This window comes from Acrocarpospora macrocephala (genome assembly GCF_009687865.1).
Taxonomy (GTDB): domain Bacteria; phylum Actinomycetota; class Actinomycetes; order Streptosporangiales; family Streptosporangiaceae; genus Acrocarpospora; species Acrocarpospora macrocephala.
Map to the genome: position 1 here is coordinate 23,398 of NZ_BLAE01000038.1, position 22,410 is coordinate 45,807.

Here is a 22,410-nt window from a genome sequence, read left to right on the forward strand (position 1 = left end):
GCCCGCCGCAAGCCATCGTGTGGTGTCCTCCGCGAGCGCCTTTGGTTGGGAACTCCCTGACCGTCACACGATGGCTCGCCCCATATCCGGGGCTTGCTAGTACGAGAGCAGTAGTTTGAGATCTGATCCTCCGCATCCATGAGCGCCTCCCGATGCGGTGAGCTGGGGTTATGTGAGGGCAAGGCGTTTGCGGTAGTGGTACCAGCGGGCGCGGGCCTGGTGGCGGCGCCGCCGAATACTCCAGCGCAGCTCGAACTCGCGTCGCAGGGCCGCCGTGTGTGGCGTCACGACAGCGGTGACCTGGTTGAACACGGTGAGCAGGCGGCGGATCTCGGGCACGGTCAGTGCGATGAGCCCGTAGTCGCCGGGTGGGGCATCCTGGCCGGTGCGCGGCGGGACGGGAGAGGGGTGGCGGCGGCGTTCCACTGCGGCGACCACGGCCAGGACGGCAAGCGCGGCCATGGCCAAGATGACGTGCCGCCGCCATGACCGATAGCGGCGGACCTGGGTGTGATCCAGTCCGACCTGCCCCTTGGACTGCTGGAAATCCTCCTCCACCACCCATCTGATCCCCGCGACCCGGATCAGGATCGGCAGGGTCACCACGCGGCCCTCGGGCACATGGCAGGAGAAGAACGCCAGCTCTGATGGGGTGGCGATCGAGCGGCGGATCAGCAGGGCATGCCGTGGGCCGTCGGTGGCGAGCATGGCCCAGTCATACAGGCGCGGGCCCTTGGAGCCCGCACCGCACGAGCGCCGCTCCCATGCCGCGGCCGGGACAAGCGTGACTAGGTGGTCGGCGCGGTGCCGACCTGCTGCCGTGGCGACGGGGAAGTCGACGCCGACCGCCAGCACGTATCCGATCTGCTGGTCTTCCAGGAAGGCGCGCAGTTTCGGGTCGCGGCCGTACACCTCATCGCCGGCCACCCACGCGATCTGCACGCCCGCCGCCGGGGCGCGGGCCGTGATCCGCTGCGCGAGCTGCGGTTTGGTCGCGAACCGCCTCGTCGATCCACCGCAGCGCGAAGATCTACGCTAACCCCATGTCGCCATGTCTCGACATCTACGTGTGGATTCCGGAGCATAGCCCCGAAGTCTTCGGACGATTCATCGACAGCTACGTCAACGTGGATGATCCTGGCGATGATCGGTTCCACGCTTTCAATCGGGTCTATGTTCTGGGCATCGCGAGTGAGGCGGACGACAGACACCTTGACGAGCTGCGCTTCGAAGACCGGGATGGCGCCTTCACGCTCTACCTCAGGGCTCGTGACCACTACCAGGCCATCATCACAGTTATTCAGGACGGGGCGGCCGTCCTCGGCCTCAGCGTCGATGCGCCGGACGATTTGCCAGAAACGCTCTGGCAGTCCGAACAGCTCGTAGAGCAACTTCGACGGCAGTTCTCCGCCCCAGCCGGACTTGCTGGAGTTGAACTGCCGCCGGCCAGAGACCGATTCGAGTGGGACGACGAGGGGCTCGTCCTCCTTCGCACGGGCAATCTCCCTATGCCTTGATCCAAGGCGCTCTCTGCGATCCGCGCTCCCCTGTCAAGCTGCTGCTTGATCGGTTTGGGGCGGAGTTACGAGCCGGGCTTCAACGTCCGCGATCATGACACGATAGACGACGTCTGACAGGTGACGTTTGAGGACGCGCATGCCGCCTTTGGCGGTGTCGTGGCTGGTTCGTTGACGGCGTTCAAGCAGTTGGCGGGCGCCGGGGTGGCGTCGGCTCTGGGGAGGGCGATGCGGTGGATGGCCGCGTTGAACTGCCGATTTCCGGCGCGGTTGAGCCGGTGGACCTCGCTATCGCCACTCCAGACTGGTATCGGCGCGGTGCCGTAATGCCGGGCGAAAGCGCCCGTGGTTCGGAAACGGTGAATGTCACCGATCTCTCCCAAGAGCTTGGCGGCGGTCAGTACGCTGACTCCCATTACGGCGAGGAGCCCGGCCGCAAGAGGTTCGACCAGCGGCTTGAGTTCGGCTTCGATCGCGTCGGCCTGCGTCGACAACAGGTCAATGTGAGCCAGTTGGGCCAAGGCGATCCGGCGCGAGGTGGTCTCGGGCAGAGCGGCGAGCTGGGCTGCCAGCCGGACGCGGTAGCGCTGTGCGCCAGGGCACGCGGAGCAGGTGCCAGATCTGGGGCCAGATCGTGCAGTGTCCAGCGGAACCGATTGAGCGCACGGGTGCGTTCCTGATCCTCCCGTCCGCTATCGCCCCTGATCGGAGGGACGTCATGAGACTTGGGTGGGGATGTCTGGCGGCCCTTCTGGTGCCGCTGGCCGGGCTGTTCGTCTTGGTCATGATCCCTATGTGGCGCGACAATGCCCGTCTCGAGGCTCTGTACGAGCGGGTGACCGACTATCCGCGTCCGCCGAATACGCGTCTGGCCTACTACGACCGCGACATGACACTCGGCCGGAATCTGTCGGGAGGGAGCGGAGACTACTGTGATTACCGGGTGAGGATCACGCTGCTGACCACGTTGCAGCCGGAGGAGATCCGCCGTCACTACAGCAAGGCCCTGATCGCAGGAGCCGAGGACAACGCGAGGATCTCCCTGTTTTTCGAAGATCCTGTCGATGGCGAAAGTCGGGTCGTCGTTGAGGTCTTCGATTCCCATGGGAGTGACTGGGACTGGCGCTGCACCTAGTAGCCGGCGGCGGAGGCTCACACCCAGCACGCGCGTCCATCTCGTACGCGCCCCTGACTTCCTGCTTGCAAACGGGAGCCAGTCACGACGTAGAGGGCTCCTCGCCCTGCTGGAGAGGCAGTTACGGGCCGGTGGTGTGTGGTCGGGTGAGGCGGTGTTGCTGTACCAGAGTTGTTGTACGAGGTGGCCTGCACTTCACGATGGGAGGGTCTCAGCCGGGTAACCAAATCCCTACTTCGCGCTGGCGTCGTGTGCGGTATTAGTCAGTGTCCGCTTCGACCAGGCCGGAGACATCTCGCCGCACGCGATGCAACGACTGCTGGGCGAGGCGGTCTGGGACGCGGACAAGGTACGTGACGACGTACGCGGCTACCTCGTCGATGCGCTCGGCGACCCAGATTCCAAGCCCAGAACCCGTAAGGCGCTTGACCGGCTCGGCCAGAGCATCGACCGATCAAGCGACACATAGCTAATCTTGCGCTACCGCAAAGGCCCTTTGGGATCGCCTCAAAGGGCCTTTGTGCGTTGCCGGTCTCCTCTCATAACCGAAGAGATATACCAGACTGACTGTTATGACCATTTCGCTTTTCGCTCTTTGTGATTCAAAGGAATGAGGCATCTGGCGAGCTGCCCGTCCAATGTCGTGCCGAACATAGCGGAGGGCGAATGACGCACCCTGTGAATTGTGAGCGCGCCAAGGGACATGACTGCGGATGTTCCGCGTGCGGCGGGACGCAGCACGGCTGGACGTATGGTCTCTTGTTGGCCCGTGATCCCTCTCCCGCTGCTCGTCAAGAGGCGAGAGACCGCAGTGACTCCGACTGGGCTGCAACCCAACCTCCCAGAGGGCGACGAGAGCCATCCAGGCGGAGAAAGGCAGCCGCCACTGATAGTGCCACAGTCGACCTCGTCGACTGGCTATCCGAAAACCCCGACGCCATCGAACGAATCCAGGAAGTGGGAAATATCCTCGCTGGCCCTGTAATCCAGGAGCTCGACAAGAGGTTCGGCGGTGGCAAGCCACGAGAGGCCAGAAGACGGCTCACCAAACACTTCTGGTGCGATCTCCTAATAGCCTTGGCTGATGCCGTCGGAAAATTCTCGAAAGCCCTTGACCGAATACCGGAGTACGTCACAACGGTCATCATGCAGTCCCGCGAGACCGAACGTCGCAGCCCTCTCCTTGAAGCACTGGTAGGTCTTGCTGTACGGACGGCGTGGGAGCCCATCAGGAGCATGGTCCACACGACCGGTATCGAGGAACTGCAACGGACGTGCCGGATCCTCGCCGTCCTGATCTGCCCGGCATCCGAGGACCACAAGGCCGTCCAGGACGGCGCCCTACTTCCCTTGGCGAAAGAAGGGCTGCTGGAGACCAGCAAGGAGCGGCTTGAGCAAGTCTTCCCGGCGGACTGGGTTCACCGCCTGCGGGAGGGCCTTGGCGGTGCCTGAGCCGGGCGGATGGCGTCCCCGGAGGCACGAGCCTGCTGTACGGCCACGAAAAGGCTCCTAGATCCCAGAGGGCCTTTGACCTGCAGCGCGGCCGAGAGGACTCGAACCCCTAACCTTCTGATCCGTAGAGGAAGCCTCGAAGTGGAGCAACCATGCCCCTGACCTGGGGCAATGCCCGTAGCCGCTGAGCGCCCATGGGAACCTGCGCACGTATTTGGCCCAGTGGGGGCTGATCGAGCCGCTGTTACCCCCGCCCCGACCAGGCGGGCGTCCAGAGAAACACCACCGCCGTGACATCGTCGATGCCATCTTGTACGTGGTGCGCACCGTTGTTCCTGGCGGCAGTTGCCCGTCGACTTCCCGCCCTTTATGTGGAATCTGAGCTTGGAGGTCAAGCCGTATCCGACCCGGTTTCGAAGACGGGCGGCATGGGTCCTTCATCAGCCGCGCAGACCCCACGAGTCTAAGCCGGAGTAGATGTAGGCCGTCTGGCACTGTGGCGCGGCCATGCACTCTGCCTCTCCTGTGTAGATGGCCACGAGTGAGTCGGCGCCGCGCCACCAGTTGTCCGCCAGACCAGCGACCTCGGTGACCGCCTCGTAGAGGTCCAATTGGAGACTATCAACGTCACGACCCGTGACCTTGGTGATCGTCTTCGCCCAGGTGGACGCGTGATGCGCCAACGCCACAGACTCCACCCAGCCTTCGACAGTCGAGTGCAGGGGCACCCATCTGTCGCCGTGGACGCCGAACTCACCGTGAGGACCGATCATGAAGCTGTAGGAAACGGCGGTCCGCTGTGCTCCTGCTTCGAACCACCATCCTTCCTCCGGCGCCCCTTCAGGGGTATCAGGGTTCAAGATCCTCGGGCCGCCGTCATAGTGCGGAGCAGGGGGAAGCGCAAGCCCGCCCCAGCGCCTTGAGTAGGCGGCCACTCGGTCGATCTCCGTAGCCGGGATACCGAGTCCGAGCCAACGCGCCCGGTACTGATCAACGTCGAAAGGGGCGACTTGCAAGGCGTGCGCGCTCACAAAGTAGCGAGCTCGACGCGTGAGCCCCTCGGAAGGATCGACCAGGTAGAGACTCACGCGAGGACGTTATCTCATCGGTCGGCACTCCGGGGCGGGCCTTGACGGACGTCGACGATGGGCAGGAGCGTGGCTGTGGCCGGAACGCCGAGCTGGTGGGGTGTGGGGCCTGCCGGGGTGGGAACGTCAGAGAGTCGGCTCAGGAGGTGATCGAGCGCGCCTGACCGTCGTCGACAGCGGCGCGTTCGTCCTCGGTGAGGGGGATGGCGGCGATCATGCGCTGGAGGTTGTCCTTAGCCTCGAGGAGTTGCGCCTTCGAGCTGCCCTTGGGGGTGTAGAAGTCGCCATGGTCATGGCCAATCTGCCGCCCCGCGCGTCAGGGGAGTCGACACCCCCGCGGAGGGCGCCCGCCTTCTTCACCTTCTTGGCCTTGAGTCCCACGGCGGCCACCCTCGCAGCCTTGCCGTAACCCGCGGTCACCACTCCGGCGAAGGCCCAGAAACACGAGCCCGCGCTGCCGTTGATGCAGTCGACGAAATCCTTGACGAAAAGGTCGTAAAGCGCGATCGCGTGATGCGGATTGCGCGGGCAGTTCTGCCAGCTGATTTTGTCGCACCAGCGGGCGAAGGCGGCCATGTCCTCGCCGGGCCTTGGGCTGGGGGTGGGGCGGGAGGTGTTCTAGGTACCCCGGCTTCAGATGAGCCAGCAGACCGTCTCCGGACTACCGTGCACTGTCACACAGGTGAGGAATGTCCGCCCTGGACGCTATGGTCGGCCCCATCCCGATGCGATATCAGATTGAAGGTCGATGGCGGTGCTTGTGGACGAGTTGAACGTCACCTACTGCGAGGGATGGAATCCTGTCAGTAGATCAACGGTAGGACTGCTCTCCGAGGAGACCGCCGCCGAACGAGACCGGCATGGCGAGCAGTACGCCGTCCTCCTGAGCACCGACCGACCGCGACTGCTTCTGGAAATCGCCTGGCGACAGGGTTATTGCGGACTGTGGCTCTTCGACGCTCAGGGACGCCGGACCGAGAGGTTCGATTATCGGCGCCTGGCGGAAGGCCGCGTCTTCCTGCGCGAGACTAGCGAATGGCGCTACGACTCCGCCGAGCAGGCCGAGTTTGATGCCCGCGCGTGGACCGTGCGGCGACGCTTCAACCCTGACGGCAGTTCATTGGAAGTCCTCGCCCCGAAGGGCGAATACGGCGGCTCCACACACACATGGCCAAAGGTGGATGCCGACCAGTTGTGGTCTCCGGTACCTGCGTTCGGCGAGTGGACGTTCGCCGATAAGTTCGACCCTGACATTTCCCCTTCAGTCGGCCTGCGCGTCACTGTTGATCCCCAGGCACCGGAACTGCCCGTGGCCAAGCCGCCCTGGCGGCCGCCGACACCGCTGCGGCCCTCGCGGCTTGAGTCGATGTTCCAGCCGGAGGCTCGATTAACCGTCCCTGACATGGGCGAGGTCGTCATCGAGGTCAGATCCGGCGGAACCTTGGTGATGCCCACCGGCCGGTTGACTGCGGCCGACCCGGGATGGCTCGACAGCGGCCTGCAACCTTTCACCGTCGAGGCTCGCCCAGGGGAGTACGACGTCAGCCTCGCTGTGGTCCGCTGCGTGGATGACCCCGAGCACGTACGAGTGGCGGGCGTCAAGCTGATCATCCAACACTGGCTCCCTTCCAGCTGGGAGCCAGCTCTGCGGCCAGGCCAGGATCCGAGACTGCTCGGCGAGGGGGAGTTTTACGGCTTCAGCGTGGATACCGGCATGGGGTGCCTGCTCGACGCCTCAGCGATAGAAGCGCTCACTGTCGTGGCCGAGGAAAACTACGACGAGATCTGTGATCGGGTCTCCCAGCACGCTGCTGCCGGATTCGACGCTGGGTCGGGCGTCAACTGCGTCGCTTTCCTCAGCGGCTGGGGCGACGGCTCCTATCCGGTCTGGATCGGCCGGGACGCTGAGGGCGAGGTCGTCTGCTTCGTCGCGGACATGCTCCTCCTGGCCGACGACGCCGCTGTAACGCCCGAAGCAATGGGCTAGCACCCGGCGGCAACGTCGTCTCGCAACAAGATCGGGCTGGCTTGCTTGGACCCTCGACATTCGGGAGGAAGCGGGCGAAGGCTTGCGCATGTATTTGGCTGGATCGATCGTTGTTACTAGATCATCGCCGAACGCAGCCGGATCTCGGGTTGATCCACTACAAACAAAAGCCCAGGTCACTAACATCGCGACCTGGGCTTTTCTATGCGCGGCCGGGAGGACTCGAACCCCAACCTTCTGATCCGTAGTCAGGTGCTGTAGTCAGGTTGGAGGACCACGCGGGGGATGCGCTTGATGACGAAGACAGGTTCCAGCAGGTAGCGGGTAGCGTCATCCTTGGCAGGCCGAGGTCGTTGGCGATCGACTGGACGACCGCCAAGCTCGCAGTCCGAGCACCGATCACGCTGAGCAGGCGACGCGTCTCCGCGGGGCGCTCAATGTCCGAGATCTGCCGGACATCCGGTGAGCAAGTCCGTGATGTAGAAACCGAAGAATCCTGTCCGCCGCCTTCCCGCGTCGCGTCGGACAGCCTCCGGACAGCCGCCGTGGAGAGCCCTCTCCACATAGTCACGCTTGCGCAGAGACGAGGGCGGGATGACGTGGTCGGGCGCAAGTTCAGGCTATGTGTATGGGCGTATGGCCGGGGTTTTGCTGGGTGTCTGGCCGGAGCTTGGTGGGCATCTGGACGGCAGTGTGTGAGCGGTTGGCCGGTGCTCTATGGGCAGGTGGACGCGCACTGCGTGGGCGCTTCGACGGAGCAATCCCTTACTCGGGACGCTATTGCTTCGCGTATCAACCAGGATGAGCAGTCTGGGCAGAATGGCTTGAGTATCCCTACTCATCACCGGGCTCTGGTGAACGAGCAGGCTTGTGGACATGAGATCACAACGAGGGTTGACCCGGGGAGTCGTGGCCCTGACCATTGGTGGCGCCTATGCGCTGATCGTTCTTGCCTCGGCCATCTACCTGGTGGTTCTTCTGAACCAACCGGGTGGTGACCCCTTGGACGGGCTCGTGCTGATCATCCCCACGTTGCCGACCTCGCTGCTTCTCGGCTCCGTGATCGACTCGGACGACATCGTGTTCAACGTGCTGCTGTTCACAGCTGGTGGGCTCTTTCAGGCATGGCTTCTGTGGCTGGTCATTCGCGGACGCAAGAGGGCCACGGCGATGGCTAAATCTGGATGATCCCCAAAGGACGTGCTCGCCGTCAGCTGATCATCCCGGGGAAGGCGAGCGGGACAGGACTGGGGGGCGCTGTCCCGCCCGCGCGGATCGGCGGTCAGTCGGGATGACGACGCAGGTGGAACAGAGGGCCGGCTCGGGACCGGCCCTCTGTTCGGGTTAGCTGGCGTAGGCCTCTAGTTCGAAGATGCGGGCGGCGGTGTCGCTGTCGTTTGTGGGGGTGATCACGTTTAGGCGTATATATCGGGCGGATGTGGGCGTGAACGTGTGTGTGGTTGTACTTGCGGTGTTATTTCGGACTGTTGCCACATTCGTCCACGTGGTGCCGTTGGTGCTGAGCTGGACGTCGAAGTCTTTGGTGTTCCAGGAGGTTTTCTCGCCGCCCGCGCCCGCGTGGCGGATGACCACCTTGCCGACCGTCGTGGCGGACTGGAGGTCGACGCGGAGCCACTTGGAGGCGCCCAGGGAGCACCACTTGTCGGCCAGGCCGGCGTTGTAGGTTCCGTTGACGGCCTTGGCGGGGCCCTCGTTGGCGGCGCACTGGCTGTCGGCGGTGGCGGGCTTGTTGAGGGCGAGGTTCGGGGTGGCCGTTTGCGGGACGTACAGGCGGAGGTCGGTGAGGCTGGCGCTGCCCTCGTACACGTTGGTGTAGAGGTCGCCGATCACGAAGTAGTCGGGGTAGGACGAACCGGCGGGCCACTGGTTGGGCCAGGTGGCGCTGCCGTTGGGCTCGTTCTGGACCAGGTTGGCGTTGTAGCGGCCGTCGTACTCGCCCGGAGCGGTGTTGTAGTGCCAGATGGGCGCGTTGTTGACGATGAACGGCCGGTGCATCCGGATCGTGCGCTGGCCGGACCGGGCGAAGTTGCCGGTCACCTCCAGGACGTAGCCGGTCGCGTCACGCTCGATGGCGAAGGTGTAGAACTGGTTCGGCATGAGCTCGGGCTGGAGTTCGGCCGCCGAGGACAGCTGCTGCTCGGCCACGCCGTTGGAGCACGGGGTCATGAACCACTGCGAGTTCCCCGCCAGGCCACCGGGACCCGGGTTCCAGTTCGGCAGCCCGCTGATCCACATGTTGACCGTGTTGAAGTTGCCGTCCCGGTAGTTGTAGTACGTGTTGTTCGCGGCGTTGCAAACCCGCCCACCCGTTCCAGAACCCACCCGATCCGGATGCTGGGAGAAGGAGTCCATCAGCACCTTGCGCCGGTAGTGCCAGAAGTGGTTGTTCCGCGGCGCGGGGTTGGCGAAGTCCACGATCGCCATGAAGTGGAACCCGTTATACCCGTACGGCCCGGACCGGACGTCCTGCCACTCGCAGTACGGAACCGCCGCGTTCCCGCTCCACCCCGGCGACCGCGACCCCTCACCCCACGGATGCTGGGTCTTGCACCCCGTATTGCTGTACCCGTTGGTCCGGTTGTTGTACGTGATCGACCCGTTCCGCTTCCCCCCGAAGTCCAGCGTCTTGAGCTTGTACTCCACGCGATACCGGTCGGGCAGCCGGTTCGTCGGCCGCAGGATCACGCCGCCGGTGTGGTCGGGCACGTTCATCACCGCCACGCTCTCGGCGCCGAGCGGCTGCGTGGTGAGCGTCGGCGGATTCTCGATCACGCCGTCCTTGTTCCAGTCGCGGGCCGACAAGGAGGCGGTCAGCCAGCCGTTCTGCCCGACGGGGAACTCCTTCCGGTAGGTGTTGAAGGAGTTGAGCGCCGTCGTCCACGCGGGCCCGTAGTCGTTGCGGTACCACTGCCCGGGATCGTCCATGATCGTGTCAAATGGCTGGGCGTAGGTGTCCCGTGTCCAGGGCGCGTTCCCCGGATTCAGCGCGGAGGTGAACGTCTCGTTGTAGAGGAGGGTCCAGCCGGGGCGGGTCGGATCGTCGGCGACGGCGGAGGGGCTGGTCGCGACCGTTCCGGTGAGGAGGAGGGCGGAGGCGGCCGCGGCGATGGTCGCCCGGCGCATGAGGGTTTTCTTCATTGGTCCTTCTCAGGAAGGGAGGGCCAGGTGGCGTCGCCGTCCGCCACCGGGCCGCGGGGGGCTTAGAAGCTGCCGTCCGGGTTCATGAACTGTTTTGCGTTCTCCTTGGTGACTCGGGGGGACGGAACGACCGTGTCCTTCTCGACCTGGGCGCCGCCGAGGATCTCGACCGCGCGGTCCAGGCCCATGGCGCCGATGATGTCGGCGTCGTTGAGGCCGGTGACCAGGTAGTTGGTGCCGTCCATGATCGCCTTCAGCGCCTCGGCCTGGCCGTCCACGCCGGCGATGATGATCTGGTCGGTCTTGCCGGCGTCCGCGATCGCCCGCTGCGCGCCCAGGCACATCGCGTCGTTCTCGCAGAACACCGCCTTCAGGTCGCCGTTGGTGGCGAGCAGGCTCTCCATCACGGTGAGCCCGCCGTCCGAACCCCAGTTGCCGAAGTCCGGGGCCTCGACCAGCGTGATGTTGGACTTGGCGGACAGCACCGACTTGACGCCGTTGGTCCGGGCCGAGCCGATCGTGTTGTCGGCCGGGCCGCCCTTGATGATGCCGACCTTGCCGCCGTCGGGCAGCTTCTCGGCCAGGAACTCGCCGTTCTGCCGCCCGATGGCCTCGTTGTCGGGGCCGATCCAGCTGGTGTACTCACCGGTCTGGAACTTGCGGTCCACCAGCACGACCGGCTTGCCGGCCGCCTTGATGGAGTTGAGCACCGCGGGCGCGGACTCCAGCGGGCCGCCGGAGATGATGACCGCGTCCACGTTCTTGCTCAGCAGGTCCTCCACGTTGGAGGCGAGCTTGGCCGCGTCCCCGTTCGCGTCCGTGCTGATGATCTCGACGTTGCCCTTCTTCTTGGCCTGCGCGGCGATGGCCTTGTCCATCCCGCTGAAGTACGGCCCGCCGAGCATGAAGTTGGCGACGCCGATGGTGTATTTGCCGTCGCCGGACGCCGAAGCGGCCGGAGCGGCCGGGTCGGTTCCGGACGAGCAGCCGGTGACGATCAGGGCGAGCGCGCCCGCCAGCAGCAGGCCGCTGAGCTTTCTCGTGATCATGGTGACTTTCTCCCAGGGGTCAGCCGCGCACCCGGTTGGTGCGCTGGACGAGGATGACGGCGATGATGATCAACCCCTTGAGCACTTGCTGCCAGAAGCTCTGGACGCCGTACAGGTTGAGCAGGTTGTTGATCAGGACCAGCACGAGGACGCCGCCGAAGGTGGCGCGGGTGGAACCGCGCCCGCCGGCCAGGCTGGCGCCGCCGATCACGCACGCGGCGATGGCGTCCAGTTCGAACGCCACCCCCACGCTCGGCTGGGCGATGCCGACGCGGCTGGCCAGGATGACCCCGGCCAGGCCGGCGCAGGCGCCGCTGATCGTGTACGCGAGCGTCACGTGCCGTGGCACGTTGATGCCCGCGAGCCGGACCGTCTCGGCGTTGCCACCGATCGCCACGATGGAACGCCCCGCCGGGGTCCGGGTCAGGAAGACCCCGCCGGCAGCGAAGACGGCCAGCATGATGAGCGTGCTGACCGGGATGGGACCGGCCATCGCCGAGCCGAGGGTGAAGAACGCCGGGTCCTCCGGCGCGATCGGCACCTCGGAGTAGACGAAGGCGAGGCCGCGGATGGTGGTGAGCGAGGCCAGCGTGACCACGAACGCGGCCAGCCCGAACCGGGACACCAGGACGCCGTTGATCAGCCCGAAGCCGACGCCGGAGAGCACCCCGATGATCATGGCCACCGGGATGGGCAAGCCGGTCACCAGGCCCGCGGTGAGGATGCCGGAGAAGGCCACCATCGAGCCCACCGACAGGTCGATGCCGCCGGTGAGGATGACCACCAGCATGCCGAACGCCAGCAATCCGGTGGTGACCATCTGCTTGAGCAGGTTGGTGAGGTTGGTCTGGGTGAGGAAGGTGTCGGAGGTGAGCGCGGCCACCGCCACCAGCAGCACGATCAGTGACACGAAGGCCGCCGTGACGGTGATATCCCGCCCGCCCACGATCAGGCGGGTCGTGCGGATTCTGGCGATGTGCCCGGTCATGCGGCCTGTCCGATCGCGTGCGCGAGGATCTCGTCCTCGGTGGTGGTCTCCGAGCGCAGGTCACCGGCCAGCCGGCCCTCGCGCATCACCAGCACCCGGTCGGTCGCGCCGAGCACCTCGGTGAGGTCGGAGGAGATGAGCAGCACGGCGAGACCCTGCCGGGCCAGGTCGTCGACCATGCGGTAGATGTCCACCCGGGTGGCCATGTCGACGCCCCGGGTGGGTTCGTCCAGGATCAGCACGCGCGGCCCGGCCAGCAGCCATTTCGCCAGTACGGCCTTCTGCTGGTTGCCGCCGCTGAGCGCGCCCACCGGCATGGTGGCGCACCGGCCGGGCTGGATGCTCAGCCGGTCGATCATCTCGGTGACCCGGCGTCTGCGTCCGGCGGCGTCGATCAGAGGCCCGCGCCGGTTCTCGCGCATCGTGGCGAGCGCGATGTTGTCCAGCACGGTCATGCCGAGGATCAGGCCGGAACGTTTGCGATCCTCGGTGACCAGGGCGAGCCCAGCGGCGATCGCCTCGGCGGGGGAGCGGTAGGCCCCGTTTCCCTTGGTCGCGGGTTCCGCGCCGAACACGCACCTGGCCATCTCGCTGCGGCCGGAACCGACCAGGCCGAACAGCCCGACGATCTCTCCGGCGCGCAGTTCGAACGAGATGTCCTCGAACTCACCCCTCCGGGAAAGTCCGGAAATTTCGAGTCTTGTCTCGGCGGGGGGTTCGCGGCGGGCGGGGTAGATCTGTTCCAGGCGGCGGCCGGCCATCAGGCCGATCAGTTCGGCTTCGCTGGTCTTCGCCGGTTCCGTGGTGGCGATGATGAGGCCGTCCTTGATGACCACGATCGAGTCGGCGAGCTCCATGACCTCGGCCAGCCGGTGCGAGACGTAGACGACCAGCACGCCGCGTTCCCGCAGGCGCCGGATCAGCGCGAACAGGGACTCCAGGTCGCTGCCCGCCAGCACCGCCGACGGTTCGTCGAGCACCAGCACCTTGACCTCACCGGCCAGGGCCTTGGCGATCTCCACCATCTGCTGCCTGGCCACCGAGAGGCGGCCCGCGAGCACGCGCGGGTCGATCGCGCCGAAACCGGCGCTGTCCAGCAGTTCCCGCGCCCTCCGGTGCGCCTCCGGCCAGTCGATCAGGCCGCCGCGCCGCCGGGGGAACGCGCCCATCAGCAGGTTCTCGGTCACCGACAGGCCGCCGACGATGGACAGCTCCTGGTAGACGGTGCGGATGCCGCGGGCGTGCGCGTCGTGCGGGGAGCGCAGGTCGACCCGCTCTCCGTCGATGCGCAGCTCGCCCGAGGTCATCCGCTGGGCGCCCGCCAGGATGCGGATCAATGTGGACTTTCCCGCGCCGTTCGCGCCGACCACGGCGAGCACCTCGCCCGGCCGTCCGGTGAGGTCCACGCCGTGCAGGACTTCCACGTCGCCGTAGCTTTGCCGTACGCCCCTGAGTTCGAGGCTCATCCGAACGCCTCCATGACGATGATCGACTTCTGGCGGGTGAAGTCGAGGACGGTCTCGTGCAGGCCCTCGCGGTAGCCGCCGGTGTCCTTGGTGCCGCCGAACGGGAGGTTCTCGGCGCGCAGGGCGGTGGAGCCGTTGATCACCACGCCGCCGACGTCCAGGTGCCTGGCCAGGGTGAACGCGCGGGAGATGTCGCGGGTGAAGACGGCGGCGTGCAGGCCGTACGGGGATTGGTTGGCCAGGCGGACGGCGTCCATGGGGTCGGTGAAGCGGGCCACGGGGGCGACCGGGCCGAAGATCTCCTCGGCGAAGGCGGGGCTTTCCGCGGGGACGTCGGTGAGGACGACCGGGTCGACGAACGCGCCGCGCCGGGAGCCGCCCGCGGCGAGGTTGGCGCCGTCGACGATCAGGCGGTCGACGGCCGCGGATACCCGTTCGGCGGCGTCCTCGGTGATCAAGGGGCCGACGTCGGTGGATTCCTGGAGCTGGTCGCCGACGACGAGTTTGGCCGTCTGGGCCAGCAGCGATGCCAGGAATGCGTCGTGGACGCCGTCTTGGGCGTACACGCGCTTGACCGCGCAGCAGATCTGGCCGTTGCCGCGGGCGAGGCGGCCGAGCACGACCGCCTTGGCGGCCTCCTCGGGGTCGGCGTCGTCGCAGACGATGAGCGCGTCGTTGCCGCCGAGTTCGAGGAAGACCTTCTTCAGCGTGCCGGCGGCCAGGGTGGCGATCGCGCGTCCGGCGGCGGTGCTGCCGGTGAGGCTGATCGCGGCGATGCCCGGCAGGGTGGCCAGCGACTGGGAGACCGCGACGCCGCCGGTGACCAGCTGGTGCGCGTGCTCCGGCAGGCCGACCGTGGCGATCAGATCGGCAACCCTGATCAGCGCCAGCGGGCATTTGGCCGGAGGCTGCACGATGACCGCGTTTCCGGCGGCCAGGGCGGCGGCGGCCTTGTGCGCGTACAGCTCGACCGGGTAGTTGAACGGCACCAGCGCGGCGACCACGCCGAGCGGCTCGCGGGTGGTCACGGCGAGGTGCTTCTCCAGGCCGGGTACGGCATCCAGCGGGATCTGGCGGCCGAACAACCGGGTGGCCTCGCCCGCGTATCCCCGGAAGATCCGGATCGCAGCCTCCACCTCACCCCTCGTCTGCGGGATCGGCTTGCCGTTCTCGGCCGCGAGCAGCTCGGCCAGGTCGTCCTTCTCGGCCTCGATCAGATCGGCGATCGTGAGCAGCAGTTCGGCGCGGCGGTGCGCGGGCAGGGCCGCCATCGCGCGCTGGCCCTCCTGCGCCGCCTCGACCACGGCGGCCACCTCCCGCGCGTCCAGATCCGGCACCTCGCCGAGGTGCTCTCCGGTGCCGGGGTTGAGGACGGCGATAGGCATGTGGGGACTCCTATTGGTCATGGCCGGAGGCCGTTCTTGGCAGGGCCGTAGCCGAGGCGGTGGCTGATGTCGGCGGCCATGGTGAGGGCGCGGGGGGCCAGGCGGTGGCAGTCGTCGATGCTGAACCGGCCGGCGGGGGCCGACACGCTGAACGCGCCGACCGGCTGACCCGCGGAGTTGCGGATCGGGAGGCCGACGCAGCGCACGCCTTCCTCGTTCTCCTCGTCGTCGATCGCGAAGCCCTGGCGGCGGATCAGTTCCAGTTCGGCGAGCAGGTCGTCGCCGGTCAGGGTGCGCGGGGTGCGGAGATCGAGGTGCCCGGACAGGACTTCTTCGATCGTCGGGGTGTCGAGCAGGGCGAGCACGGCCTTGCCCATCGCGGTGCAGTGCAGGGGGGCGCGGTTGCCGATCCGGGACACCAGGCGTACCGACTTGGCGCTTTCCACCTTGTCGATGTAGACGATCTGGTGGCCCACCGGGATGCCCAGGTGCACGGTCTCGCCGCTGAGCTCGACCAGTTCCGCCAGGTACGGCTGCGCGACCGCGCGCAGGCCGTCCTCGTCGAGGTACTGACCGGCCAGCATGATCAAGGTGACGCCGAGGCGGTAACAACCCGCCGCGTCACGGTCCAGAACGCGCAATTCCAGCAATGAAGTGACATATCGGTGAGCTGTGCTCACTGCCACGCCGGCCCGGGCGGCCAGGGCGCCGAGCGTGATTCCGCTCCGGCCCGCCTCGGACACGGCGGCAACTATCTCGAAAGCCTTGTCAACACTCGACGACTTTCTGCCGCTTCGCATTCGAGTTACTCGAATCTATTTTCATATTCCTGCAACACAATTGCGAGAGTTCCATCAGCGGTTGATGGTGTCAAGACTTCAGGGCGCGCGGCAGTGAGCGCCCTGTTACTGTCCTGGAGCGTCGTTTAGTGGCGTATTGCGCAATATGTGGCGCGAAGTGTGTGCTACTGAGAAGTAGCTTGCGTAATTTGCGCTAGATTTTGCATCCTAGTTTGTCTGTTTTGCGGATGTGGAACGCGGTGCTGCGCTAGTTCGCGGTGAGGCTGCGCTGGGCGAGCAAGGAGTCGCGGATTTCGCCGGCGCGGATGGCGGTGGTGGAGAGCAGCGTCGAGGTGAGGCCGTGCGAGTGTTCGGTGCCGCCCTGCAGGTAGATTCCGGCGGTGACCTGGGGGGCGACCTTGACGCGGTGGTCGCGGTCCACCCGGATCGCGTCCTCGTCGTCGCGCAGGCAGAGCTTGGCGGTCTCGCCGAGCAGGGCGCCGATGTCCTGCGAGCGGTAGCCGGTGGCGTGCACCAGCAGGTCGGCGTCGAGGACCTCGTGCTCGCCGGTCGGCAGGTACTCCACGGTGACAGCGAGCCGCCCGTCCTGTTCGCGTACGTCCCTGATCCGGGAGACGTTCATCATGCGCAGGCGTTTCCGGCCGTGGACCTGCTCGCGGTACATGGTCGCGTACAGGGATTCGATCAGTTCGGAGTCGACCACCGAGTAGTTGGTGCTCCGGTGGTACTCCAGCAGGGACTGCTTCACCTCGGGCGGGGAGGTGTAGTAGACGTCCACCGCTTCCGGGTCGAAGATGCGGTTGGCGAAGGGGGTGTCGTCGGCGGGCGTGTAGCCGTACTTGGCGAAGACCGCGCAGACCTCGGCGTCGGCGAAGACGCGGTGCAGGTAGTCGACCGCCTCGGCCGCGCTCTGGCCGGCGCCCAGGACGAGCGCCCGGCGGACCGGCGCGCCGGCCATCTCGGCGACCCGGGGGATCAGCTCGCTGGTGTGGCAGACCCGATCGGAGAGTACGGTTCCCGGCGGCAGGTGGGGCTCCAAGCCGACTGCCACGCAGATGTTCCTGGCGCGGCGCACCACCGTGCGGCCCGGGTCGTCGGGATCGCGGCTGGTGACGTCGAACCAGCGGATCTCGCCGCCTTCGGCCCTGACCGGCTCGATCTGCAGGACTTCCGCCGAATACTCCACCAGGTGCCGCATCCGGGCCGCCGCCCACTCGAAGTAGTCATGGAACTCGGCGCGTAACGGGAACAGCGTCTTCTGGTTGAGGAAGTCCACCAAACGGCCACGTTCCCGCAGGTAGCACAGGAAGCTGAAGTCGCTGGCCGGGTTCCGCATGGTGACCAGGTCCTTCGGAAACGACACCTGCATGGTGGCGTCGTCGAGCAGCATGCCCCGATGCCAGCCGAACTGCGGCTGCCGCTCCAGGAAACCGGCGGTGATCACGTCTCCGGATGTGTTGTTGTGCTCCTCGATCGCGATGGACAACGCCAGGTTGGACGGCCCGAAGCCGATCCCCAGCACGTCGTAAACAGCTTCCGGCCCGGTGCGCAGCGTGGTCACCGCGACATCGCCTCCTTCATCGCTCGTATGGTAGATAAGGTTAGCCTTACCTTGCAACAAGGTCGCGATGGAGAGGAAACCACACCATGCGGGTAGTCATGTTCGGCTATCAGACCTGGGGACACCGCACGCTGCAGGCTCTGCTGGACTCCCGGCATGAGGTGGTCCTGGCGGTGACGCATCCGCGGAGCGAGCACGCGTACGAGAAGATCTGGGATGATTCGGTGGCCGATCTGGCGGCGGAGAGCGGCGTGCCGGCGCTGCTCCGGAACCGGCCCACCGACCTGGGCGATGTGATCCGTGAGCTCGCGCCGGATCTCATCGTCGCCAACAACTGGCGTACCTGGTTACCGCCTGAGATCTTCGATCTGCCGGTGCATGGGACCCTGAACGTGCATGACTCGCTGCTGCCCGCGTACGCGGGGTTCTCGCCGCTGATCTGGGCGCTCATCAATGGGGAGAAGGAGGTCGGGGTGACGGCGCATCGGATGAACGCCGAGCTCGACGCGGGGGACATTCTGGTGCAGCGGGCGGTGCCGGTCGGGCCGGGGGACACCGCGACCGATCTGTTCTTCCGTACTGTCGATCTGATCGCGCCGATCGTTCATGACGCCCTTGAACTGATCGATTCGGGCAATGCGGAATGGACTCCGCAGGATCGGAGTGCCGCCAGTTTCTTTCACAAGCGGGCGATCGAGGACAGCCGGATCGACTGGACTTGGCCCGCCGAGGATCTGGAACGCCTCATCCGGGCGCAATCCGACCCTTACCCGAACGCGTACACGTTCTGCCGGGGCGAGCGTCTGCGCATCATCTCCGCCGCCGTCTCCCAGGCTCGGTTCGGGGGGACGCCCGGCCGCATCTTCATCCGCGAGGGTGACGGCGTGGTCATCGTCGCGGGGGCCGACGCCCGCAACGGCCGGAGCCCAGGTCTTCTGGTCAAGCGCGTCAGAACGGACGACGGGAGCGAACACGCCGCCACCGATTACTTCAAGACCATGGGGGGCTATCTGACCGGCCATCCGTAGGCGGCTTTTTCTTGCGGACCAGGCAGAAAGGATGACTTGCCGGGTCCGCGTAAATACGCCAGCTTCGTCCAGCAGGACCTTCATCCAGTACGGTCGCGCCCCAGGACAGGACCTGCTCGTGCGCTCGATCCAGGTCCGGGACGCCGAAGTCCAGATGGAACTGCTGAGGCCGGAGCGGGTCCGGCCACTGCGGAGGCTGGTAGTCCACCGCCCGTTGGAAGGCGATCACGAGACCGGACGGCGCGTGCAGCGTTGCCCAGTCGTCGTCGAGCGACCACCGCCGATCCGGCTGGTTGACGGCCCCGCCGAGCAGCGACTGATAGAACGTGGCGAGTTCCATCGGATCGGGGCAGTCCAGGACGACACATTCCAGCTCAGCGATCACGGCCAGATCCTAGAACGCGACGGAGCCCGGTGGGGCGTTCGAGTGGTTCTCACACCTTGGCCTGATCTTGGGGGTGCGTAGACCGATGTTGCGGAACAACGGCGTCAGCGGCGGTCGCCGCGCCTTTGTCGCTGGAGGAAGTCATGACCTCGTCGGTACGGCCGCCCTTCACCCGGGAGAGCGCGATCGAGAAGGTGCGCCTGGCTGAGGACGCCTGGAACACCCGAGACCCCGGGAAGGTGGCGCTCGGCTATACCGTCGACAGCCGGTGGCGCAACCGCGCCGAGTTCCTCAACGGCCGCGAGGAGATCATCGCGTTCTTGACTCGCAAATGGAACAGGGAGCTGGACTACCGGCTCATCAAGGAGCTGTGGGCCTTCACCGGCAACCGCATCGCGGTCCGTTTCGCGTACGAAAGCCATGACGACTCCGGCCAGTGGTATCGCTCGTACGGCAACGAGAACTGGGAGTTCGACGACGAGGGCCTGATGGCGCACCGCTACGCCTGCATCAACGACCTCCCGATCGACGAAGCCGATCGCAAGTATCGCTGGGCCATTGGCCGCCGCCCCGATGACCACCCCGGTCTGACCGACTTGGGTCTGTGACCTATCGGTAGGCGTCCGCCGTGGACGGCCAGGATGAGAAGAAGGGCATCTGGAAGTAGAGCTCCTCGAAGGAACCGGTCCGCTGCTGGGTCAGCACCTTGTTCTCGGCGATCGGAAGCTTGACCGCTCCATACAGGCCGCTCCACTGGTTCCTCAGCGCCCAGCGACCATCCCGATACGGGGTGGACCATTGCTGGCTCCGGGTGCCATCGCACGGGCGAAGGGCCAGATCGGTGCCGATGACGGCGGAGATGCCGTCAATGATGTCCAAACAGCCCCCGTCACGGTTCTCCAGGTAGTACGCCCCTGGACGCTGCGGCACCGGAGCGAAGAACCAGAGGCCGTGCAGATTGAACGCATTGTTCGCCGACGGCATCTTCCAGAGCTTCAATCGGATCGCGTCCGGACTGACCTTGGTGGTGACCGTGAACCGATCCCCCTTGATTATGTATCTGTACGGCGACATCGGCGGAAGCAGCACGGACGCGATGCGATCCTGGTTGCCGGATGCCGCGGTCGCCGTGGCGGGCGTGCTACTGATGGCGGAGAGAATGGCGGCGAGGCCGAGCGCCGCCAGCGTGGCGGACATGCCGATGCGCATGGGGTGCCCCCGGTGTGATCTTCGGCGGGTCCTTCCTGCCGTGCCCGTAGTGAAGCCGGGGCGTCACCGCGCATCCATGCCAAATTACCGGTGCGGATTTCTGCTCACAGCCGGATAACGGCGAGCAACCCTGTTATCGCGTCGCCCATCGGTGGGGGATCGGGTCGTTCTCGCCGGTGTGGTGGCGGCCGATCGGGATGATCAGAGGGGTGCCGCTGACCGGGTCTGTGGTGATCTGGCAGCGTAAGTCGAAGACCTCTTCGACCGTTTCCGGGGTGATGACGTCGGTGGGGGTGCCTTCGGCGATGATTCGGCCGGACTTCATGGCGATCACGTGGTCGGCGTAGCGGCAGGCCTGGTTGAGGTCGTGCAGGACCATGACGATGGTGCGGTTCTCGCGGCGGTTCAGGTCGGTGATCAGGTCCAGGACGTCTACTTGGTGGGCCATGTCCAGGAATGTGGTGGGTTCGTCGAGGAGGAGGACGGGAGTGCCCTGGGCGACGGCCATCGCGATCCAGGCGCGCTGGCGCTGGCCGCCGGAGAGCTCGTCGACCGCGCGGTCGGCCAGGTCGGCGATGCCGGTGGCGTCCAGCGCGTCCTGGACGGCCTGCTGGTCGGCTTTCGACCACTGCCGCCACCAGGTCTGGTGGGGCGACCGGCCACGGGTGACGAGGTCGATGACCGTGATGCCCTCGGGGGCGACCGGAGCCTGGGGGAGGATGCCGAGGCGCTGGGCGAGTTCCCTGGTGGGGATGGAGTGGAGGGCTCGGCCGTCCAGCCGTACCGTGCCTTGGCGGGGGGAGAGGAGGCGGGCGAGGGCGCGCAGGAGGGTGGACTTGCCGCAGGCGTTCGCGCCGACGATGGCGGTGATTCGGCCCGGGGGGACGGCGACGTCGAGATCCTGGATGACCGGGCGGTCGTCGTAGGCCAGGTGGAGGGCGGAGGCCCGCAGGTCAGGGTCGTACATGCCGTTCAGCCTCCTGATCCCGCGCGGTTGGCGCGGATGAGCAACCAGAGCAGAACCGGCGCGCCTAGCACGCCGGTGACGATTCCGACCGGCAGTTCCGCCTCGGGGATCAACCGGGCGGCCACCACGTCTGAGACCAGCACGACCAGGGCGCCGGTCAGGCCGGAGGCCAGGGTGGGCGGCCAGGCGGTGCCGGCCAGGCGTTGCGCGATCTGCGGGGCGGACAGCGCGACGAACGCGATCGGGCCGCCCGCCGCCGTGCCGAAGGCGATCAGGCCGACACCGGTCAGCATGATCGCGAACCGGGTCAGCTGAACGGGCGTGCCGAGCCCGGCGGCGACGTCGTCACCGAGCTGGAGCGTACGCAACAGGCGGCCGAGCAGCAGCGCGGCCGGTATCAGGACCACGCAGGCCAGCGCGAGCGGGAGCACCTGGTCCCAGTCGCGCCCGTTGAGGTTGCCGACCAGCCAGCCGACCGCCGCCTGCGCCTGGAACTGGCCGCCGCGGGCGATCAGGTAGTCGGTGGCGCTGGTGCACATCCAGGACACGCCTATCCCGACCAGGATGATCCGGTAGCCGGTGGTGCCGCGTTTCCAGGCCAGGAGGTACACGATCAGGGCCGTGGCGAGCGCTCCGGCCAGGCCGATGGTCTGGGTGGCGAGGCCGCCGGTCCAGCCGAGCATGATGCTGGCGACCACCGCCGTGCCGGAACCCTGGATGAGGCCGATGACGTCCGGGCTGGCCATCGGGTTGCGGGCCATGGTCTGGAACAGCGCGCCGGAGATGCCGAACGCGAGCCCGACCAGCAGCCCGGCGGCGGCGCGGGGGAGCCGGAGTTCGCGGACGACGACGATGTTGCCCGGGTCGCCGTAACCGGCGAGCGCCTGGACGACTTCGGGGAGCGTGATCGGGTAGTCGCCGACCGACAGAAGCCAGCAGAACGCCGCGAAGGTTCCGGCGGTGAGCGTCAGGCAGACCGCGACCAGGCGGGGGCGCACCATGCCGGAGACCGGCGGCACCACCAGCCGGAAATGGCCGCGACCCCCGAAGCGCTGGGCTCCAGGTAGCCGAGACCCTGGAGTTAGGGGTCCGGAGCGCTTGGCTCCGGTGGGTTGGGATCCTCGCGGCTTGGACCCGGAAGGGTGGGGTCCGGCGGCCTGGGGTCCCGAGGTTTGGTGTTCGGACTGGGAGCCTGATGGCTGGGGCCCGGAGCCTGCGGATCCGGAAGGCTGGC

22 protein-coding genes and 2 pseudogenes are annotated in these 22,410 nt (G+C 66.6%); 9 read left to right on the forward strand and 15 right to left on the reverse strand.

Features of this window, described 5'->3' with window-relative positions:
* Positions 1-168: 168 nt before the first annotated feature.
* A pseudogene (locus Amac_RS31145) lies at positions 169-996 on the reverse strand (IS701 family transposase); the annotation flags it as partial.
* Between the two features lie 47 nt (positions 997-1,043).
* Here Amac_RS31145 and Amac_RS31150 point away from each other — a divergent pair.
* Positions 1,044-1,517 (forward strand): hypothetical protein, encoded by a 474-nt coding sequence (locus Amac_RS31150; protein WP_155357994.1) that lies wholly within the window; start codon positions 1,044-1,046, stop codon positions 1,515-1,517.
* A gap of 92 nt (positions 1,518-1,609) precedes the next feature.
* Here Amac_RS31150 and Amac_RS31155 read toward each other — a convergent pair whose 3' ends face one another.
* Positions 1,610-2,011, reverse strand: a complete 402-nt coding sequence (locus Amac_RS31155) for a transposase (protein WP_155357995.1) — start codon at positions 2,009-2,011, stop codon at positions 1,610-1,612.
* A 224-nt stretch (positions 2,012-2,235) separates the two neighbouring features.
* On the opposite strand from Amac_RS31155, the gene Amac_RS31160 reads away from it, so the two are divergent.
* From Amac_RS31160 to Amac_RS31175, 4 genes and pseudogenes are all read left to right on the forward strand, one after another.
* A complete protein-coding gene (locus tag Amac_RS31160; RefSeq protein ID WP_155357996.1) occupies positions 2,236-2,652 on the forward strand; it encodes a hypothetical protein in 417 nt (138 codons plus the stop codon).
* Between the two features lie 307 nt (positions 2,653-2,959).
* Positions 2,960-3,121, forward strand: coding sequence for a hypothetical protein (locus tag Amac_RS58105; RefSeq protein WP_155357997.1), 162 nt, complete (start codon positions 2,960-2,962; stop codon positions 3,119-3,121).
* A 293-nt stretch (positions 3,122-3,414) separates the two neighbouring features.
* Positions 3,415-4,104, forward strand: a complete 690-nt coding sequence (locus tag Amac_RS31170; RefSeq protein WP_155357998.1) for a hypothetical protein — start codon at positions 3,415-3,417, stop codon at positions 4,102-4,104.
* A 184-nt stretch (positions 4,105-4,288) separates the two neighbouring features.
* Positions 4,289-4,473: pseudogene (locus Amac_RS31175) on the forward strand (transposase); the annotation flags it as partial.
* A 71-nt stretch (positions 4,474-4,544) separates the two neighbouring features.
* Here the strand turns inward: Amac_RS31175 and Amac_RS31180 are convergent.
* Both Amac_RS31180 and Amac_RS31185 read right to left on the reverse strand, forming a co-directional pair.
* Positions 4,545-5,192, reverse strand: a complete 648-nt coding sequence (locus Amac_RS31180) for a hypothetical protein (RefSeq protein ID WP_155357999.1) — start codon at positions 5,190-5,192, stop codon at positions 4,545-4,547.
* Positions 5,193-5,405: 213 nt separating this feature from the next.
* Positions 5,406-5,768 carry a hypothetical protein gene (locus tag Amac_RS31185; protein ID WP_155358000.1) on the reverse strand — a complete coding sequence of 121 codons (363 nt, stop codon included), beginning with the start codon at positions 5,766-5,768 and terminating at the stop codon, positions 5,406-5,408.
* A 172-nt stretch (positions 5,769-5,940) separates the two neighbouring features.
* On the opposite strand from Amac_RS31185, the gene Amac_RS31190 reads away from it, so the two are divergent.
* Positions 5,941-7,179 carry a DUF4241 domain-containing protein gene (locus Amac_RS31190; protein WP_155358001.1) on the forward strand — a complete coding sequence of 413 codons (1,239 nt, stop codon included), beginning with the start codon at positions 5,941-5,943 and terminating at the stop codon, positions 7,177-7,179.
* An 876-nt stretch (positions 7,180-8,055) separates the two neighbouring features.
* Complete coding sequence (locus Amac_RS31195) at positions 8,056-8,367, forward strand: SCO4225 family membrane protein (RefSeq protein ID WP_373869909.1); 312 nt, start codon at positions 8,056-8,058, stop codon at positions 8,365-8,367.
* A gap of 156 nt (positions 8,368-8,523) precedes the next feature.
* Here Amac_RS31195 and Amac_RS31200 read toward each other — a convergent pair whose 3' ends face one another.
* From Amac_RS31200 to Amac_RS31230, 7 genes are all read right to left on the reverse strand, one after another.
* On the reverse strand, positions 8,524-10,338 hold the full coding sequence (locus tag Amac_RS31200; RefSeq protein ID WP_155358003.1) for a discoidin domain-containing protein: 1,815 nt from the start codon (positions 10,336-10,338) through the stop codon (positions 8,524-8,526).
* Positions 10,339-10,400: 62 nt separating this feature from the next.
* Positions 10,401-11,387 (reverse strand): substrate-binding domain-containing protein, encoded by a 987-nt coding sequence (locus Amac_RS31205; RefSeq protein ID WP_155358004.1) that lies wholly within the window; start codon positions 11,385-11,387, stop codon positions 10,401-10,403.
* Between the two features lie 19 nt (positions 11,388-11,406).
* The gene (locus Amac_RS31210; protein WP_155358005.1) at positions 11,407-12,375 is read right to left on the reverse strand and encodes an ABC transporter permease; all 969 of its coding nucleotides are present in this window, start codon (positions 12,373-12,375) and stop codon (positions 11,407-11,409) included.
* Complete coding sequence (locus Amac_RS31215; RefSeq protein ID WP_155358006.1) at positions 12,372-13,841, reverse strand: sugar ABC transporter ATP-binding protein; 1,470 nt, start codon at positions 13,839-13,841, stop codon at positions 12,372-12,374. The genes Amac_RS31210 and Amac_RS31215 overlap by 4 nt, the downstream gene beginning before the upstream one ends.
* Positions 13,838-15,226 (reverse strand): aldehyde dehydrogenase family protein, encoded by a 1,389-nt coding sequence (locus Amac_RS31220; RefSeq protein WP_155358007.1) that lies wholly within the window; start codon positions 15,224-15,226, stop codon positions 13,838-13,840. Before Amac_RS31220 ends, Amac_RS31215 begins: the two co-directional genes overlap by 4 nt.
* 17 nt (positions 15,227-15,243) lie before the next feature.
* Positions 15,244-16,026, reverse strand: a complete 783-nt coding sequence (locus Amac_RS31225) for an IclR family transcriptional regulator (RefSeq protein WP_155358008.1) — start codon at positions 16,024-16,026, stop codon at positions 15,244-15,246.
* Between the two features lie 247 nt (positions 16,027-16,273).
* The gene (locus tag Amac_RS31230) at positions 16,274-17,587 is read right to left on the reverse strand and encodes a lysine N(6)-hydroxylase/L-ornithine N(5)-oxygenase family protein (protein ID WP_155358009.1); all 1,314 of its coding nucleotides are present in this window, start codon (positions 17,585-17,587) and stop codon (positions 16,274-16,276) included.
* A gap of 86 nt (positions 17,588-17,673) precedes the next feature.
* Between Amac_RS31230 and Amac_RS31235 the strand changes: the two genes are divergently transcribed.
* A complete protein-coding gene (locus Amac_RS31235; protein ID WP_155358010.1) occupies positions 17,674-18,615 on the forward strand; it encodes a methionyl-tRNA formyltransferase in 942 nt (313 codons plus the stop codon).
* On the opposite strand, the gene Amac_RS31240 is transcribed toward Amac_RS31235, so the two are convergent.
* A complete protein-coding gene (locus tag Amac_RS31240) occupies positions 18,578-19,000 on the reverse strand; it encodes a VOC family protein (RefSeq protein WP_155358011.1) in 423 nt (140 codons plus the stop codon). The two genes, Amac_RS31235 and Amac_RS31240, sit on opposite strands and share 38 nt — an antisense overlap.
* Before the next feature lie 143 nt (positions 19,001-19,143).
* On the opposite strand from Amac_RS31240, the gene Amac_RS31245 reads away from it, so the two are divergent.
* Positions 19,144-19,608 carry a nuclear transport factor 2 family protein gene (locus Amac_RS31245; RefSeq protein WP_155358012.1) on the forward strand — a complete coding sequence of 155 codons (465 nt, stop codon included), beginning with the start codon at positions 19,144-19,146 and terminating at the stop codon, positions 19,606-19,608.
* Between the two features lies 1 nt (position 19,609).
* Here Amac_RS31245 and Amac_RS31250 read toward each other — a convergent pair whose 3' ends face one another.
* The 3 genes from Amac_RS31250 to Amac_RS31260 form a co-directional block, all read right to left on the reverse strand.
* Complete coding sequence (locus tag Amac_RS31250) at positions 19,610-20,209, reverse strand: RICIN domain-containing protein (RefSeq protein WP_155358013.1); 600 nt, start codon at positions 20,207-20,209, stop codon at positions 19,610-19,612.
* A 133-nt stretch (positions 20,210-20,342) separates the two neighbouring features.
* Complete coding sequence (locus Amac_RS31255; protein ID WP_155358014.1) at positions 20,343-21,176, reverse strand: ABC transporter ATP-binding protein; 834 nt, start codon at positions 21,174-21,176, stop codon at positions 20,343-20,345.
* A gap of 5 nt (positions 21,177-21,181) precedes the next feature.
* Positions 21,182-22,177 carry a FecCD family ABC transporter permease gene (locus Amac_RS31260; protein WP_218041403.1) on the reverse strand — a complete coding sequence of 332 codons (996 nt, stop codon included), beginning with the start codon at positions 22,175-22,177 and terminating at the stop codon, positions 21,182-21,184.
* Positions 22,178-22,410: the final 233 nt, after the last annotated feature.